The sequence below is a fragment of the Leptospira gomenensis genome, from assembly GCF_004770155.1.
Taxonomy (GTDB): Bacteria; Spirochaetota; Leptospiria; order Leptospirales; family Leptospiraceae; genus Leptospira; species Leptospira gomenensis.
In genome coordinates, this window is record NZ_RQFA01000026.1 from 75,001 (window position 1) to 92,614 (window position 17,614).

A 17,614-nucleotide genomic window follows, 5' to 3' on the forward strand; every position below is an offset into this window, starting at 1 on the left:
TGCAGCGATTTTCGAGACGTTTCGTTTTCTCGACCTCCATTCATGCCAGGAGAGGATCGTATCACTTTTTATTTTTTTAATATTTAAAATTCACGATCTTCGTTTTATACGAACAAAGTCCATCCCCTTTCCGAAAGAGGGAGAATCCTATTCTCCCGACCAAGGATTCTGCGCAAAAAATCCGGCTCGTCGGTACTGGGTATAAAGTGATCAAATTCGTCGGGTGCTTGAAGCCCGGTATTTGCGGGAAAAATTCCCTCGCTGCTTGCGATTTTGTATTCGATATCCGATTTCGTTTTTGCTCTCCGGGGTTTTCATTTTACCGTAGCCTATCTTTACTTCCAGGGTTTGTTCGTTCCCGATTCCAAAGGTTAGGGAGAGCCGGATTTCAGCGTTACAAAATTTCTTTCCGATCGGATCGGTTTTTTTCTTTTGTCGTTTTCGTTGTTCGGATCCGGTTCGGTATTTTTTTGGCTCCACTCGGCTCCCGGCGTTGAGTCTTCCAGAGCGGACGATCACTCAGGAAGAGACGCTGGAGTTTTCGAAACCGAACGGAAAAACGCGAAGCACGTTATGCGCGTTTCTTCGATTCGCCCGGATTTCTACGGGTGCGCTGGAGAAATGCTGGAGAAACGACGCGGTACGACCGGTTTCCGGTTCTCCTCGTTGGGATCGTTTTCGTTTGCAAATACCCGTTTACGTTTTTATTATCTTCGTTCGTTCTACTTTTTTACGCCAATTACTGGCTCGATGGAATTCCGAATGGGAATCGGGGAAAACGGAAATCCGTATTTGGGAAACTTGAAACTTCTGCACGACCGATTCGGAGTTTGGGAAATGGCCGGGTTATACTGTCGATCGGCCCGGTTTTCTCTGATTTTTTGGTAGTACGCGGTTCACAAACCGGAATGATTTCGATTCTTTCTTGGCAGTTTCAATTTTTTTCGACGGAATTCGGGCATTTAGTCCGATTTTAGAAATAGAATTTAGGATTCCTAAATGCAGAATATCGATTATTCCAGAAGACTCAAACAGAGTTCGATTCGAACCCCGGTTCGCGAGTCGTCCGATTTCGATCGAACGATCCAAACCGTCCAACACAGCAAAAAATCCGGATCTCCGATCCAGATTTTTTCCTCGACCCGTTCCGTTTTCGTTTTATTACTCGGTTCCATTTCGCTCTTCACGGCCGGACTTGTGGTCGGGCTAAAATTGGATCAAAAAGAGGAAACCTTCGCCCAAAACGAATTGCAGACGTTTCGGAACGTTCCTTCCCATGGAAATCGAAATTCGAACGGGGGACTTCGTTCCTTATTTTCTTCGTCGGAATCGGATTCCACAGAATCGCTCAAAAATCCGGAAGTTTTGACTCAACCCAAAAATCGGGAAAACGGGACCGCACCGGATTCTAAGATTTTGTATCCTCCTCAAACCGGAGAAACGAACTATCTCGTCGTAATCGGAACCTCGGATTCTTTGAAAGCCGTTGAATTGGGAAAACGATTGTTGATGGCCCGCAGCGAGTTTCGAGGGAGAATTTTCCGTTCCTCCAAAGGGGAATTGTTTCTGGGATATTTTTATTCGGAAGAAGAAGCGAAAGAGGCCTTGGAAAAGGTTCAACCCTTGAACGACCCGGCCTTTCATTCCGCGAAAATTCGATCCCTCCAACTTTAACTACCGTTTTTGGATTATTTGGTTGACTTTCGTCAAATTTATGCTATATTCTTAGGCAGAGTTTTAACGGAAGTTATCATACTTACTTGGCTGCCAAAAAGAAAAATTCCGAAATCGAACACAAGGTAGGCGACTACGTAGTCTATCCCATCCATGGAGTCGGAGAGATTCTAGAAATCTCCAAAAAGAATATCCTTGGTAAAAAGAAGGATTGCTACGTTCTAGAAATCCAGGGTAGTAAGATGAAGGTCATGATACCTGTAGACAAAGCAGAACAGGTTCGAATCCGCCCAATCATCGATAAAAAAGAGATCAAGAAAGTCATCGCTCTCCTGAAAAAGGACGAGGTCGATACGGAAGAAGACTGGAAGATCCGCTACCAAAATAACCTCAACAAGATCAAATCCGGATCGATATATGAGGTCGGAGAAGTCTGTAGAAACCTATTTCGTAGGGCGAACGGAAAAGAACTTTCCATTATGGAAAGGAAGCTCTACGAAAGCGCTTATAATCTTGTGAAAATGGAAGTTGCTTTGAGCAAAGGTGTCACCCAGGAAGAAGCGGGAAACCTAGTTTCCGACGTGCTTGCGAGCACCCTTTCTCCCGGGGAAAGAAAGGCAGACGAAGAAGAATAATTCCGCAAAAACTCAAATACAAACAAGGATTTGAGTTATGCTTCATCTCTATAAAGTACTCACGTCTCTATTCCTTTCCGGAATCACATTCGCGGTTACGCACAAACAATCCGGAGATCTATTGTTGGCCGGTTCTATATCCGGAGTCGTTTTGGTAATATCCCTCATTCTTCTTTACGGAGAATCCAACCTTTTTCCAAAACTCAAAGCGGACGTTCTTTTTTGCGCCGGTTTGGGCGCGCTGCTCGGACTCGGAATCGCTTGGTTCGTAGGAAATGTGATTCACTTCGACGAACTGAACGCGGCCATTTATTTCCTCTTTGCGCTTTTCGGAATCCTCTCCGGAATCTCTTTCGCTAAAGAACCCGGTCTCGGAATTTTCGGAGGTGGTGGAGGCGGAAACGGCGGTTTCGGCGTCGGAATCGAAAAGGAAGAAGTAAGAGACAAAATTCTGGATACGTCCGTCGTCATCGACGGAAGAATATTAGATATTGCTGATACACATTTCTTGGACGGACCGCTCATTCTCCCGAATTTCGTTTTGAGAGAAATTCAGCTCATCAGCGATTCTTCCGATCCGATCAAACGTGCCCGCGGAAGAAGAGGGCTTGAGATGTTGAATAAACTTCAACGCAAAGGCTCCATCGAAGTAAAAATCACTTACAAGGATTATTCGGATACGCGGGAAGTGGATGCGAAGTTGATCAAACTCGCCAGAGATACCGGCGGAAAAATCGTCACCAACGACTTCAATCTGAACAAGGTTGCGGAATTGCAGGGTGTAAAGGTTCTCAATCTCAACACTCTCGCGAACGCGCTCAAACCGGTCGTTCTTCCCGGAGAGGAACTCGGAATCCAGGTGATCAAAGAGGGTAAGGACGAAAATCAGGGAATCGGTTATTTGGAAGACGGCACGATGGTTGTGATCGAAAACGGCGGACACCTTGTAGGAAAAGAGGTCAAAGTGACAGTAACTTCCATCATACAAACGGCGGCTGGAAAAATGATTTTCACAAAAGCCAATCAGAATGGGTCTTCCGATAAGGGAAATCGTCAACAGCATTCCTCCTGAATCGATTGACTTTCAGCTTTATCGTAAAATAATTGAAATACAATTCCAAAGGAGCAATCAAATGCCAGCCCAGACTCAGGTAAAAGGCTTGAAGGAACTCGGAATCGAACCTTCTGAAATTTTCCATAACCTTTCCTATGATGAAATTTTCGAACATGAACAAAAAAACGGAGAAACCGTTCTTTCCAGCAACGGGACGATGATGGTGGATACCGGGATTTTTACCGGTAGATCCCCGAAAGATAAGTATTTCGTGGACGAACCTTCCTCTAACGGAAATATCTGGTGGAGTCACATCAACTTCAAAGTTTCAGAATCGATCTTCGACGAACTTTATAAGAAATGTGTTAATTATCTGAGTCATAAAAAACTCTACGTTTTCGACGGTTACGCAGGCGCGAACCCGGAAACAAGAGTGAGCCTTCGTGTCGTTTCCGAAAAGGCTTGGCAACATCACTTTTGCACCAACATGTTCCTTCGCCCGAGCAAAGAGGAATTGGCCGGATTAGATCCGGAGTTTACAATCATCAACGCTTGCGGAATCAAAAACGAAAACTTCAAACAACACGGGATGAATTCCGAAGTTTTCGTGATCTTTCATCTCGCGAAGAAGATTTGTATCATCGGCGGAACCGAATACGGCGGAGAAATGAAAAAGGGAATCTTCTCCGTAATGAACTACAAACTCCCGTTACAGGGAATTCTGAGCATGCACTGTTCCGCGAATGTTGGAAAGGACGGGGACACTGCTCTTTTCTTCGGGCTTTCCGGAACCGGTAAAACCACTCTTTCTACGGATCCGAATCGCAAGCTGATCGGAGACGACGAGCACGGTTGGGACGACAATGGGATTTTCAATATCGAGGGCGGTTGTTATGCGAAGGTGATTAACCTTGATCCTAAAACAGAGCCGGATATTTACGAAGCGATTCGTAAGGACGCTCTTCTGGAGAACGTGGTTTACGATCCTCAGACAAAAGTTGTGGATTATTCTTCCGCCGCTAAGACCGAAAACACTCGCGTATCGTATCCGATCTTCCACATCAATAACATTCAAACTCCCTCCAAGGGCGGACATCCGAAAACCATTATATTCTTAACGTATGATGCGTTCGGAGTTCTACCGCCCGTTTCCAAGCTGAGCATCGAACAAGCGATGTATCACTTTCTTTCCGGTTATACCGCCAAGGTTGCCGGAACGGAACGGGGAATCAAGGAGCCGACTGCAACTTTTTCGGCGTGTTTCGGAGCGGCGTTTATGACCCTTCATCCGACCAAATACGCAAAATTGCTCGGTGAGAAAATGAAAAAGCACAACGTAAGAGCGTATCTCATGAACACCGGTTTGGTCGGCGGATCTTACGGAGTAGGAAAGAGGATGAATCTTCCTTCTACTCGCAAAATCATCGACGAGATTTTGAACGGGAACATAGAGAAGGCTGAGTTTGTGACTCATCCGATATTCCAAGTTTCTTATCCTAAGACGATCGACGGAGTCGATAGTTCGATTTTGGATCCGAGAGAAGCCTGGGCGGATAAAGCCGCGTATGATGAAACGGCTAAGAAATTGGGCGGAATGTTCATCAATAATTTCAAACAATATGCGGAAGGTTCGAAAGATTTCGATTTTACCGCGTTTGGTCCTAAGATCTAAGTTTAGAGATTGGATCAAAAAAACGGGGGCCGGAAAAATTGACGGCTCCCGTGATGTTTTCTTACCTTTCCTTTTTTGAATTCTCGAAAAACCAGTTTCTTCATTGACGAAGGTTCAACGGCGACCCGTTTGTTCCGACATCCCCTGTGATAAATCACGGCGGCCCCACCCTGATTGGGTGGAGGAGGCGGGTGAGTGGGAGAAAGTCTCGGTGGATTTTTTCCTATCACGGATTTCGCCTTTGGACAAGCAAAAACCAATCTTTGCGAGTTGTAGGAATTCCTACAAACGATACCCCGTTTGCGAAAAGGGAGATTCTCCGACTTTTGTCCAATTCTTTATCCAATCATTACATAACTTCGAGCAAAAAATTATGTCTCTAAAATGCTCAGGATAATTTCCTTTCGCAAGGATGTAGGCCACAGTGTCCAAAAATTTTAAACTTGTCGTTCGATTGGAAAGGATTGCGAGAGAAAGTCTCCATTTCCTTATCCAAATTCTAACTTGACAGGTTATTGTGCGCTGCATAAAATTGACATATTCTCAGTGTAGAAGACAGAGGAAAAAACTATGGAAAAAGAAATCAAAGAAGCGCTAAACTTTGCGATCGGAGCGGCGAAATCACTCCGGGAACAAGCGGACGGCATTCTTCTGAAAGTTGAAAAAGAATTTAAAGAACTTGCATCGAAAGGAGCTCAAGATCAATCCGAGGTTGCCAATAATCTCAGAAAATACATCGAGGACGCTCTTCATTCCGTCGAAGGTGTTGCAGGTCAAGTAAACTCGAAGGTAGAGGAAGTCAAAGCAAAGGTCGGCCAAGGCGTATCCTCCGCAAAGTCGAACCTAAACGGTTCCTCAAAATCCAAAGCGGACTCTACCACCAAAAACTAAAACGTTTTCCTTCCTGTATTCGAATGCAGGAAGGATTTTGCGTTTCCGTTTCTCCCGATCCCCTTTTAACCCAAATTTTCAATCCGAGCGAAGAGCGCTGAATTCGGATCCAACCTCAATCTTCGAAAAAGAAGTTCCTTTGCCGATTCGGTTTCTTCTTCCATAGGAATTTCGAAAGAAGTATTCATCATAGAAACGTTTTGATTTATCTTTCTCTTGAGAAGTTCTTTTAAAAGATCCTGGTGCGCTTCGAAAAAGGATTCCGCGTCTTGATCTGATCGGAAAAGCGCTCTCTCAATTAGATCCAAGGTCTTGTAATCCGACGCGATCGCGGAATAAGTGAACGAATCTAAATCCATTCCGCTCAAAAGTTTTTCCCAGAGTTTGGAATTTTTTCGTTCCATATTTCTGCATTCGTATCCCTGACATATCGACGCGCCGTAAAAAGAATAATTTTGGCTTAGCGGATCTCCGCTAAATACCGGATGAATCATACACCCGATCTTCTTTCCGAAGAATCCTAAAAAAGGGCAATTGTACGTGTGTTCGTCCTTCCGAACGAGACCCTCCTCTTTTTTCTCGCGTGTTTTCCGGTATTCGGCCATGGTCCATGGTTTTTTAAAATCCACCGAGGATACGAATTCTTTCGTACGTTCCTGGATCAAAGAACGGATTTCGTCCGGAGAAATATCAAGATTGAAGATTCCACAACAGGAACCGCAGGAAAAATCGCCCCTATCGGGTTGGCAAAAGCTCACGGAATATTATAAATTTTGAATGGATTTTTTTTCGGTTTTAAATCCGGGAAAACTGAGTTCCAATTCCCTGGTTTCCGGGTTTTCGATTACGCTGCATATCATCGGTATGATGGTCATCCGATTCTCGTTGAAAACGATCACTCTTCCACGGAACTTCTCGATTTGTTCCCCTATATAATCCTGTTTTACGACCGGAGCGACTACGAGGGAAGTTTCGGGTTTTAAACCTCGGAAAAAGATATGATTGTTGGAGTTCGTTGAAACGAGAAATATACTGGTATTTTCCAATTCCTCCAACTCCATAAGTAGATTTTCGTAATAATACTGAAACGAAATCAGATAACCGTCAGCCGAATCCTTTAGAATTTGTCCTTGTCTGTAAAAATCGATCCACTGGATCATTTTGTAGATCGTGTCCTTGTTCACCTGAAGTACTTCCTGAATATTGCTGATCAGGGGACTAATTTCCAATTTTCTAAAGTCCGCAAGACATTGATAGATCAACTCCCACCATTTTTTGATTTCAACGGCATCGTCCGGATTATTCGGAATGTATTTTCCCAAAGAATGATGTTGATGATCGCTGAATACGATTCCGCCGACGATTTTCGAGAACTCTTCGAAGGACTGTATCAAGGATTGGATGAGTTCGAAGGAGGATTCCGTTTCCTCTTTTTGTTTTTGCGTAAACCCGTAGTAGGATGCCGCAATGGAAGAAGGGTAAAACTTATAAATGAGTGACGGGTTGATGATTTTTTGGATCGGTTTTCCCTTGGTCGGATCCGTCATCACTTGTTGATTCGGAATTCCATGCAGGGAATAATTCGTCCAGGTAAGATCGTTCGTGTCGAAGGATCTTCGCGCGTATTCCTTTGCGAGAAACAAGGATTCTCCTATACTTTTATCGCTGAAAAGATACGTATAAAATTGGATCGTAAAATCGATCGTGTTCTGATTATCGATGATTTCCCAATTGGTTCCGATGAAACTTTTGATTCCGGACATGAGAAACGCGCCGGCGAAATTATTCATCAGATCGGAATTGAGAACCCGAACCGCATTGGAATTCGACTGACAAGAATTGGAGAAAACAAGATCGGTATTAAATCCGGAATTTTTGATTTCCCTCGCTTTGAGGATTTTTCCTTCGGAGATCAGCCAACCGTTTTCGAGAGGGTCGTCCGAAAAAAACAAATGTCCTGAATAATGAATGATATTCTTGCCTTTGATGAGGGAAAGAAGTTTGAGTTTGGTTACCTGTTTGCCGCCGATAAATTCGATCTCGAGACGGGAAGAAGGCACTTTTTCACTGAGAACTTTGAAGAGTTGTTCCCCTTCTTTTTGCGCCCATTCCAAATCCTCCGTCGGATCTGCGATGATGAGCATTCGTAATTTTTCCTTTTCTTTGTAGGAACTCTGACTGGATTCTCCCCGAACCGTTTTTCCGATGAAAAATTTATCGGATAAAAAGCAGGTTCCGTCGTGCAGGAGTTCCCACGGAATCACCCCCAGTTTCGGGTCCATATTCAAATGAAGGTATTTTTCCGTGGTCAGTCTCAGTTTTTCCTGAATAGAAGCCGGGAAAAATTGATCGTAAAACGTCTCACCTAGGATTTTCAATTCGTGCAGAATTTCGGTTTCCAAGGTTTTATGACTCATTCCTTTGGAATTGACCGCATTGGAAACTCGAACGAGGTTTTCTATTTCTTTGATGTATTCTAAGATCAGATCTTCGTCGATGGTGGACTGCAGGTGCGATTCGGATCCGCTGCCCGAAGTATCTAAGATGTTAAAGACGTTTACGGTTCCTACTCTGTCGATAATCAGGTTCAGCATATTTGGTCCAGGATCAAATTATAACAGCAGAGTGTTTTTTTCAGAAATTCTTTTTTTGGGAAAACGATAAAAACCCGAACTGCAAATCTTTCGGTCGCAGCCCGGGTTTTTAGATTTAGGAAACGAAATCGATTTCTTTTATGCTTCCAGCAAAATGAAAAGATCCAGAGACTTAGAATTCTCTTTTCCCTGGAATTCCACCGTATATTTTCCTTCCCTCAGCCCGGAAAAGTTCGCGATCCCTTCGTTATTAAACTGATTGGAAAGAATGAAACGAGTGTCTTTGTAAAGATTTACCCTTTGAAAGGAATTTGCGTCCGGAGATTCGATTTTTACGCTCAAAAACGCGGTTTCCGGAGTTTCCTGAACGAGTTGATAGGTAAATTTGGAATTATCCAAAACCTTTTCCTCGAAAACCACGAACTCCGAAGGATCTTTGGTCAAAGCGGAACGCATCGAAGGAGCGTAGTCCACTCTTGTATTGATTTCTAAAGACTCCAACAGACTTTCAAAAATACGAGCTCCGGATTTACCGAGTTTTACGACGATGGACTCCTTATTCGGAGTTTTTCTCGCAAGTTCAAGGGAGACATAACGTTTGAGATATTCGGGAAAATCCTTTGTCAGATATCCTTTGAGATCCGTCTTTTGCAGATCGATATCTTCCTGAAGTTCAGAGAATTTTCCGTTCGGCGCGACTTGATTTAAGTAAGAAAGCGTTGCGGAACTGATTCCGGCTTGGATCGCTTCCTCCATTTGGATGAGTTGATTCTGCAGATGTTTCTCTGTTTCTGCAGTGACTTCCGTTCCGTTCAAAAGAGAGAGCAGAAGTTCGTTTTGTTGATTCATTTCAGATCCCGAATCCATTGTGGTTCTCCAATAGCATAAAAAGACGGAAAATTTTAAAAATCCAAATCACTAAAATCTAGTTTTTTCTGAATTTTTTCAATTAATCGCAAAAGTGTGACGCTCACGTTTCCTTCCGAAATCCCGATGAGATCCGCCACTTCTCGGTAGGGGGTTCTGGCGAGAAAGTGCCCCTTCTTTTTCTTTTCGAGGAGTTTTTTTCTTTGTTCGTATTTCTTTTTCAGCGCATGGGAGGTTTTGTCCACTTCCATAGGAAGGATGGGCGCGATTTTCGCCGTATTCTGCTGTTTTTCCTTGAGATCGAGAATATTCAGATAAAGGGACGTAATTTTATCCTCCATCCGGATATTCTCTTCTTCCCGATTGGAAAGCTCGGAACGCAAATGCAGAATTTTGTCTTTGAGTGCGTCCGGTGTTAAACCGGTTTTTTCGAGGAGATACTGAATTTCGTCTTCGTTTAGATTGAGATAATAAATATACGAAAGTTTGAATATAACCCGCTTATCGACCCCGATTTCCTCCAAGGCTTGGTTGAATCGTTCGGAAAGTTCTCCGGCTTCTTCCTGCATCCCCGGTCTCGTGTCCGGTTCGTCTTCGATCGTCGCGTATTCCTTTCCTTCCTTGCTGATTTTGCCGAGGTTGGTTACTTTCAGTTCACGTTTCGTTCTCTGCCAATCGATCAACATGTTCCGGAGCACGGAATAAAACCAGGTTCTAAAGCTGGATTTCCCCTTAAAACTTCCGAACCGGGATCCCGTTTTCAGTCGCTCGAACGCGTAGATAAAAAAATCTCCCGCGTCGTCTTCGCTTAGATGGAAGATTTTCATCGGAAAATTGTATATATCCTCGGAGTACAATTCGAAGAACTGTTTGAGCGCTTCTTCCTCTCCGTCCCCGCAACGAGAAACAAGATCCAGCGTTTTATCTTTTGACAAATTCATTTCGTATGAGTTACTTGCACTAGGTTTAGGTCCGAATGAAAAGATTCCTCTTTGCCGTAATCTGGACCGCGTTCCATCTGAGCATGGAAGCGGAAAATAATAAAGTAATAAATTATCTCGTTCCCGTCAAAACCGACCAACTGGAAAACAAAATCACGTCCACTTTCGGGGAATCGCGGGGGGATCATTTTCACAACGGAATGGATATTTCTTCGGCAAACGAACCGGTTCTCGCGATGGCCGATGCGAAGGTATTGTACAGCCGTTATGTGGAAGATCATCCGTTTGAAGACGAACTCGGAACCGGAAATTCGGTTTGGCTCGATCACGGCTCCGGGAATTTTACGGCGTATTATCATTTGAAAGAAGGTCGGATTTCGAAGCTCCTCCGCTCCGATCGGATTTCTTCAGGAGAAAAGATCGGCGTTACCGGAAATTCCGGTCATTCCAGCGGGGCGCACTTGCACTTCGTCGTTCTTCGCAAATACGGTTTGGAAATCCTAGATCCGATGAAATTTCTTACTCCGATTTCCGACAGCGCCGTTCCTGAAATTTCCAGTCTTTTGGTCCACGTAAACGGCAAGTTTACGAACATAAACGACGGGGATAATATCAATCTTTCGAAGGAATTTCCGTTCACGGTTTCCATCGTGGACGCGGGAGAAAAAAAATCCCAGAGAAGAGGTATTACGAAAGTGCAATATTTCCTGAACGGAGAAGCGCTTCGTTCCGCGGATTTCAGCGCTCTTCAATATTCTTCCTCGGAATGGAAAAATCCGAACGGACTTGCCTTTGCGGATTTGTACTATAAGGACCAATATCTGGTAGGTAATCTCAATCTTAAATCCGGAGAAAATACGATTAAGGTCGTCGCTTGGGATTTTAGGGGAAATCGAAACGAAAGAAGTTTCGCTTTCTACGTTACTCGCCTTTGATCAGCGTTGTTGACCGGCCGCCGCTTTGTTGAACACTTTGAGCTGTTCGCCTACGGAATAATACACCGATTTATCGCCTAAAATATCGGCCAAACGATGGAATAACTCCGGAATCGGTTGGATCGAATATGCGTCGTGCGCGCGTATGACGCGCTTTTCCTCCTGGTCCTCGACGATGTGGAAGTAAACCGAGGATTCTCCTTTGTAACAAGCGAGAAGCGAATACAATTTCGGAATCAACTCCGGATCCTCCGTATGTCTTTCCTCCAATCGAAGATGCAGCGACTTCTCCAGTTTATCTTCGATCGTTGTCTCGTCGAGAATTTCGATGCTGTTCACTTTGATCTGCCCGCGTAACTCGGCGTCGCCGACTTCGATTTTATCCAAATCCCCTTTGATGAAGATGGCTTGGTCTTCCTTGATAAAATCCTTATATTTCTGATACGTTTTGGCGAAAGCGACACATTCGATCTCGCCGGTTCTATCCTCGAGTTTGAAGTTGGCGAATTCCTCGTTCCGTTTACTCAGTTTGATGTTTTTCGAGGAAATGACTCCCGCAACTTCCACCTTACTTCCCGATTTGAGGTTGTCGAAGGTTTCGATCGGAATCGTTCTTAGACTTTTGAGTTGTTTTTCGTATTTGTCCAACGGATGTCCGGAAAGATAAAGACCCGCGACGGATTTTTCACGTTTGAGTTTTTCGTCGATTTCCCATTCGTGCGCGTCTTTCGGAAGGTTGAGGGAATACGCGCTCTCCGCGCCGCCGAACAAGGAGAACTGTCCTTCGTTGGCGCGCTCTTGTTCTTTTTGCGCAAAGGAAAGGATGGAATCGACGGATTCGAAAAGACATTTGCGAGTATAACCGAAGGAATCCAAGGCCCCGGCCTGGATCAAGGCTTCGAAAACTTTTTTGTTGATCAGTCTCGTATCTATGTTTAAAGCGAAGTCTTGGATCGTTTTAAAACCGCCCGCTTTGTTTCTTGCTTGGATGATACTGTCGGCCGCGGCCTCTCCAACACCTTTCATCGCGGAAAGACCGAATCGAATTGTGGTGTCGTCGATTACGCTGAACGAGGTCTGCGATTCAGAAACGTCCGGATTGAGAATTCGTATCCCCATTTCCCGAGCGTTGTTGATGTATTTTACGATGTCGGTCGTTTTGCCGTGATCGGAGGCAAGCAAGGCCGTTAAATATTCGATCGTATAATTGGCTTTTAGGAACGCGGTCTGATACGTGATAATCGCATAAGCGACGGAATGCGATTTGTTGAATCCGTAACCCCCGAACCGCTCCAACTGTTCGAATAGATCCTTTGCGATTTTTTCCTGATGGCCTAGTTTGACGGCGCCTTCTACGAATTGGATTTTGAGTTTTTCCATCATGTCGGCTTTTTTCTTAGCCATCGCTTTACGCAACATGTCCGAATCGCCTACGGAAAACCCCCCGACCACGCGGGATATGCTCATCACTTGTTCCTGATAAACGGGAACACCGAACGTTTCCTTTAGGATCGGTTCGCAGGAAGCGACCGGATACGTGACTTGTTTTTTGCCCGATTTACGATCCAAGTATTCGTCCAACATCCCTTCTCCCATGGGACCGGGACGATATAATGCGATCAAGGCAACGATTTCGTCGAAGTTGCTGACCTGACTTTTGGCGACCAGGTCGGTGATCCCCGTGGATTCCAGCTGAAAGATGCCTAACGTGTTGGCCTTGCGAAGAAGCGCATACGTGTTTGCGTCGTCGTAAGAGATAGAGTCGAGATCGATCCGGATTCCCCGCCTTCTTTCGATGAGTTTGATCGCGTGATCTAAGGTGGTTAGGTTTTTCAAACCGAGGATATCCATCTTGATCAAGCCGATACTTTCCAGATTATTTTTATCGTATTGAGTTACGATGGAACGAAAACCGGGCTTTTCTTTTTCAGCGACCGTGGATAGAGGAACGACTTCCTCCAGAGGATACGGCGATATCACCACTCCGGCGGCGTGTCTTCCGGGCTGACGATAGTTTCCTTCCAATCTTTGTGCGATCGCGAAAATCTTATGGTTGATTTCGTCTTTTTCGGAGAAATTTTTCAACTCGGAAGAGGTTTGTAACGCTTCCGCGATGGACATTCCGAGTTTGTTCGGAAACGCCTTTGTCATTTCGTTCGCTTCTCCGAACGGAAGATTGAGGACTCGCGCCACATCCTTTAACGCCGCTTTGGCGGCCAGTGAGTTGAACGTGATGATCTGACCGACACGTTCTTCTCCGTATCTTCTGCGGATATAATTGATCACTTCTTCACGGCGTTCCACGCAGAAGTCCGTATCGATATCGGGCATGTCCTTTCGGTCCGGGTTGAGGAATCGTTCGAAAAGGAGATTGTGTTGTAACGGTTCCACGTTTGTGATTCCGAGCGCATAGGCCACGATGGAACCGGCGGCGGATCCTCTTCCGGGGCCGACGGGAATTCCGTTTCTTTTTGCGTAATTGATGTAATCCTGAACGATCAAAAAGTAACCGGCGAATTTCATATTTTTGATCGTATTGAGTTCGAATACGACGCGGTCCTTGATTTCGGGAGAAAGGGTGGGATACTTACGGGAGATTCCTTCCCAGATCAATTTTTCGAGATAGGAATCGGCGTCGTAACCTTCGGGGACTTCGAATTCGGGCAGTAGATAATTTCCGAATTGAAGTTTCAAGTTTACTTTATTACTGATTTCTAATGTATTTTTGCAAGCCTCGGGAAGTTCCGGAAACAACCGCGCCATTTCCTCTCCGCTTTTCACGTAAAATTCTCCGTTAAATCCGAATTCCATCGGATCGGAGATCCTTTTTTGCATTCCGATTCGGAGCAGAATATCCTGGGCTTCCTGATCGTCCTTTTTTAAGAAGTGCGAATCGTTCGTGACTACGATCGGAATTCCGGTCTTTTTTCCGAAATCGTAGATTTGTTTTGCGACGGTCATTTGTTCCGGGATTCCGTGGTTCTGGATTTCCATGTAGAAATCCTCTTTACGGAAAATTTCGTTCAACTTACCGGCGAGTTGAAACGAATCGTCTATCTTACCTTCGAGAATTTTTCGATTCACTTCTCCCGCTAAACACGCCGTCAAACAAACGAGACCGTCGCTGTGTCTATCGAGCAAATCGTAGTCGATCCTCGCCTTTTTATAAAAACCCTCGGTATAGGATTTACTCGATAGGCGGATGAGGTTTCGATAACCTTCCTCGTTTTTCGCGAGTAGTATGAGATGATACGCGTTTCCGTCCGCGATTTTGACCATCTCCGTTTCTTGTTTGCGGTTTGGAGAAACGTAGAATTCGCTACCGATGATGGGTTTGATCCCCTGTTTCATCGCCTCGTTGTAGAATTCTACGGCGCCGAACATATTGCCGTGATCTGTCATCGCAACCGAAGTCATTCCGAGTTCTTTGACATGCTGCATCAACTCCTTGATACGGATCGCTCCGTCGAGCATGGAGTAGTTCGTGTGCAGATGTAAATGGGCGAAATCCTGCATTGCAAGGGACATAATAGAATTTCGGCGAACACGACGTCAAGAGTCTAATATTCGAAAATCCTATCCTTAGACCAAATTCGGAGTACGGATTTATAGGAGAATTTTTTTAACTTCTTCGGAAAAGGGAAGCGCGGATTTTGATGAAAAAACCCGCGGCCAAACGATCCGACCCGTTGATTCGATCGAATTTACGAATCCGAAACGGTTTTATTTTTTTCCATTTGGTTTCGTCCGATTTCTCGTCCTTTCGAATGCGGTTTCCCGTGCCAAGAAAGAATTCGTATTTCCGGGATCGCTCCGAAAGCGCATCGAAACGGAAACGATTTCGGTTTAGAAAAGGATAAAATTTATTTCCAAGTTTTTGGTTCTCGGAAATCGATATCGTTTTTCATTCAGCTTTTCGGCGGCAACGGACCGAGTTTGTCCAATAACATCTGGTTTACGAGTTCCGGATCCGCTTTCCCTTTGGAAACCTTCATTACGTAGCCGACGATGGCGCCTAACGCGCGATCCTTTCCGCTTTTGTATTTGGTCACCGCGTCTTCGTTGTTGGCGATGGCTTCGTCCACGATTCTTTCGATTTCTTTGTCGTCCCGAACTACGATCAGATTTTTTTCGGTTACGATCGTTTCCGCGTCCTTGTCGCTAGCGAGAAGTTCTTCGAACACGGTCTTTGCGATTTTACCCGAAATTTTTCCGTCTGCGATCAGTTTTACGAGTCCGCCCAACCTTTGTGCGGAAACGGAAAATTCGGAAATCGTAATGCTCTCTTTGTTTACGATTCCGAGTACTTCGTCCTTCACCCAGTTGGAGGTTTTTTTGGCGTCGCCGGAGACTTTCAGAGCGTCCTCGAAATAATCCGCGATTTCGCGTTCGGAGGTCAAAACTTCCGCGTCGTATTTTGGAAGTCCGAGTTTTTCCACGAAACGGTTTTTTCTTTCGTTGGGAAGCTCCGGAAGTTTTGTCCGGATTTCGTCTACGGTTTCTTGTTTCAGTACGATCACGGGAAGATCGGGGTCGGGAAAGTAGCGGTAGTCGTGGCTCATTTCCTTGGTTCGCATCGTAACGGTTTTGTTGGCGACCGAATCCCAAAGTTTTGTCTGTTGTTGAAACGTTTTTCCTTCGAGAGCCATTTCGGTTTGCCATTCCACCTCGTAGTCGATCGCCGCTTTAACGGCTTTGAACGAGTTGAGGTTTTTGATTTCCACTCTGGTCCCGAATTTATCCGAACCTTTGGGGCGGATCGATACGTTCGCGTCGCAACGAAGAGAACCTTCTTCCATATTGCAATCGGAAACGCGGATGTATTTCAGGACGGCTTTGAGCGAATTGAGATAATAATACGCTTCGTCCGAGGATCGCATATCCGGCTCCGAGACGATCTCGATCAAGGGAGTTCCCGCCCGGTTTAAATCGACATACGATTGAGGAACGTTCGGGTCCGCCGAATGGATCAATTTGCCCGCATCCTCTTCCATATGGATTCGAGTGAGTCGAACGAAACGCGGCGAGTCTTCGCCTTTGATCGTAAAGGTAACTCCTCCTCCGGTGCAGATCGGTTTGTCGAACTGGGAGATTTGATATCCTTTGGGAAGATCCGGATAGAAATAATTTTTTCTGTCGAATTTGGTCAAAAGCGTGATGTTACAACCGAACGCAAGTCCCGCCATGATCGCCTTTTCCAAAGCCAGTTCGTTGAGCACGGGAAGCGCTCCGGGAAGTCCTAAACAAACCGGATTGGTTTGAGAGTTGGGAGCCGCTCCGAACTTGGTCGCGCTGGTAGAGAATATTTTCGATTCCGTGTTGAGCTGCGCGTGTACTTCCAATCCGATGATCGTTTCAAATTCTGCCAACTGAGTCTCCTTTTCCGGATTGTCATCCCGAACCGATCGGGGATTTTATCCCTAATCCGCGGATAACGATCTCTAAATGTAGTCTCGGGAAAGCGGAATTTACGGGCAACGGATTTTTTATGAAACAGATCCTCTGCATAGCGAACCAAAAAGGCGGGGTGGGAAAAACGACCACCGCGGTTCATCTTGCCTTCGGGTTGGCGCGGAAGGGAGAACGTGTCATTCTTTTGGATCTGGACGCGCAGGGAAACGCGACTTCGGTTTTTCCGGAAGGCGGATTTACGAATTCCGATCCGGATTCGGGACGGGACAAAAGCGTGTATCGTATTTTTAGGGACGGCGGAAATCCGAACGAGGTTTTGTATTCGAGCCGGCTTTCCGGTTTGAAGATCGGCGCTTCCCATCCTTCTCTTGCGGAAGTGGACGTGATGTTGTCCGGAAAGATGGACGGTTTTTTTCATTTGAGAGATTCGTTGGATACGATCAAAGACGAATTCGATTACGTCGTGATCGATTGTCCTCCGAGCCTTTCCATGATCACACTCAACGCGTTCGTCGCTTCCACGGGGTTGCTCGTTCCTTTACAGGTTTCCAAATTTTCTTTGGACGGAATCGAAGCGATCTTGGAAGCGCATAAGAATACCGTAAAACGTTTTAATCCTTCCTTAAAGGTTTTAGGCGCGCTGTTGACGATGTTCAATCCGAGGACCACTCTTTCGCAGACTTTGGAACCGATGATCGAACCTTACTTGAAATTATTTTCTTCACGAATTCCTCCTTCTGTAAGTGTGGAAGAAGCGCACATGCTCAAACAGACGTTATACGAATATCAACCCAAGGGCAAGGCGGCCAAATCGTATCAAGGTTTTGTGGAGGAGGTTTTGGCCCTTGGCTAAAAAGGATCTTCTCAAACGGGCGGCCGGCGCCCACGTCAGAAAAACCCTGGGCGGTGAATCTGCAAACGAATCCCCGACTTCTTCGA

14 protein-coding genes are annotated in these 17,614 nt (G+C 45.3%); 7 read left to right on the forward strand and 7 right to left on the reverse strand.

The genetic code is table 11. The features are described from left to right. Positions 1 to 846: 846 nt before the first annotated feature. Positions 847 to 1,035: a hypothetical protein gene (locus tag EHQ17_RS20320; RefSeq protein WP_135590164.1), complete on the reverse strand. Its 189-nt coding sequence runs from the start codon at positions 1,033 to 1,035 to the stop codon at positions 847 to 849. Between EHQ17_RS20320 and EHQ17_RS05090 the strand changes: the two genes are divergently transcribed. From EHQ17_RS05090 to EHQ17_RS05110, 5 genes are all read left to right on the forward strand, one after another. Then, positions 1,000 to 1,674, forward strand: coding sequence for a hypothetical protein (locus EHQ17_RS05090; RefSeq protein WP_135590075.1), 675 nt, complete (start codon positions 1,000 to 1,002; stop codon positions 1,672 to 1,674). The two genes, EHQ17_RS20320 and EHQ17_RS05090, sit on opposite strands and share 36 nt — an antisense overlap. 86 nt (positions 1,675 to 1,760) lie before the next feature. Further along, positions 1,761 to 2,309 (forward strand): CarD family transcriptional regulator, encoded by a 549-nt coding sequence (locus EHQ17_RS05095; protein ID WP_100746660.1) that lies wholly within the window; start codon positions 1,761 to 1,763, stop codon positions 2,307 to 2,309. Positions 2,310 to 2,346: 37 nt separating this feature from the next. Continuing rightward, positions 2,347 to 3,381, forward strand: coding sequence for a PIN/TRAM domain-containing protein (locus EHQ17_RS05100; RefSeq protein WP_135590074.1), 1,035 nt, complete (start codon positions 2,347 to 2,349; stop codon positions 3,379 to 3,381). 61 nt (positions 3,382 to 3,442) lie between these two features. Further along, entirely contained in the window at positions 3,443 to 5,035 is a 1,593-nt protein-coding gene (gene pckA / locus EHQ17_RS05105; RefSeq protein WP_135590073.1) for a phosphoenolpyruvate carboxykinase (ATP), read from the forward strand. Between the two features lie 570 nt (positions 5,036 to 5,605). Beyond that, the gene (locus EHQ17_RS05110; protein ID WP_135590072.1) at positions 5,606 to 5,926 is read left to right on the forward strand and encodes a phasin-related domain-containing protein; all 321 of its coding nucleotides are present in this window, start codon (positions 5,606 to 5,608) and stop codon (positions 5,924 to 5,926) included. A gap of 65 nt (positions 5,927 to 5,991) precedes the next feature. Here EHQ17_RS05110 and EHQ17_RS05115 read toward each other — a convergent pair whose 3' ends face one another. From EHQ17_RS05115 to EHQ17_RS05130, 4 genes are all read right to left on the reverse strand, one after another. Continuing rightward, the gene (locus tag EHQ17_RS05115; protein ID WP_135590071.1) at positions 5,992 to 6,684 is read right to left on the reverse strand and encodes a hypothetical protein; all 693 of its coding nucleotides are present in this window, start codon (positions 6,682 to 6,684) and stop codon (positions 5,992 to 5,994) included. A gap of 6 nt (positions 6,685 to 6,690) precedes the next feature. After that, on the reverse strand, positions 6,691 to 8,520 hold the full coding sequence (locus EHQ17_RS05120; RefSeq protein ID WP_135590070.1) for a CHAT domain-containing protein: 1,830 nt from the start codon (positions 8,518 to 8,520) through the stop codon (positions 6,691 to 6,693). A 138-nt stretch (positions 8,521 to 8,658) separates the two neighbouring features. Continuing rightward, positions 8,659 to 9,387, reverse strand: a complete 729-nt coding sequence (locus EHQ17_RS05125; protein ID WP_135590069.1) for a hypothetical protein — start codon at positions 9,385 to 9,387, stop codon at positions 8,659 to 8,661. A gap of 35 nt (positions 9,388 to 9,422) precedes the next feature. Further along, positions 9,423 to 10,328: an RNA polymerase sigma factor gene (locus tag EHQ17_RS05130; protein WP_135590068.1), complete on the reverse strand. Its 906-nt coding sequence runs from the start codon at positions 10,326 to 10,328 to the stop codon at positions 9,423 to 9,425. A gap of 35 nt (positions 10,329 to 10,363) precedes the next feature. Here EHQ17_RS05130 and EHQ17_RS05135 point away from each other — a divergent pair, with 35 nt between their 5' ends. After that, positions 10,364 to 11,263, forward strand: coding sequence for a M23 family metallopeptidase (locus EHQ17_RS05135; RefSeq protein ID WP_167881152.1), 900 nt, complete (start codon positions 10,364 to 10,366; stop codon positions 11,261 to 11,263). Here EHQ17_RS05135 and dnaE read toward each other — a convergent pair whose 3' ends face one another. After that, positions 11,264 to 14,779: a DNA polymerase III subunit alpha gene (gene dnaE / locus EHQ17_RS05140; protein ID WP_135590162.1), complete on the reverse strand. Its 3,516-nt coding sequence runs from the start codon at positions 14,777 to 14,779 to the stop codon at positions 11,264 to 11,266. It abuts the gene before it with no gap. A gap of 392 nt (positions 14,780 to 15,171) precedes the next feature. Next, positions 15,172 to 16,632, reverse strand: a complete 1,461-nt coding sequence (gatB, locus tag EHQ17_RS05145) for an Asp-tRNA(Asn)/Glu-tRNA(Gln) amidotransferase subunit GatB (protein WP_135590067.1) — start codon at positions 16,630 to 16,632, stop codon at positions 15,172 to 15,174. Positions 16,633 to 16,751: 119 nt separating this feature from the next. Between gatB and EHQ17_RS05150 the strand changes: the two genes are divergently transcribed. Then, positions 16,752 to 17,528: a ParA family protein gene (locus EHQ17_RS05150; RefSeq protein ID WP_135590066.1), complete on the forward strand. Its 777-nt coding sequence runs from the start codon at positions 16,752 to 16,754 to the stop codon at positions 17,526 to 17,528. Positions 17,529 to 17,614: the final 86 nt, after the last annotated feature.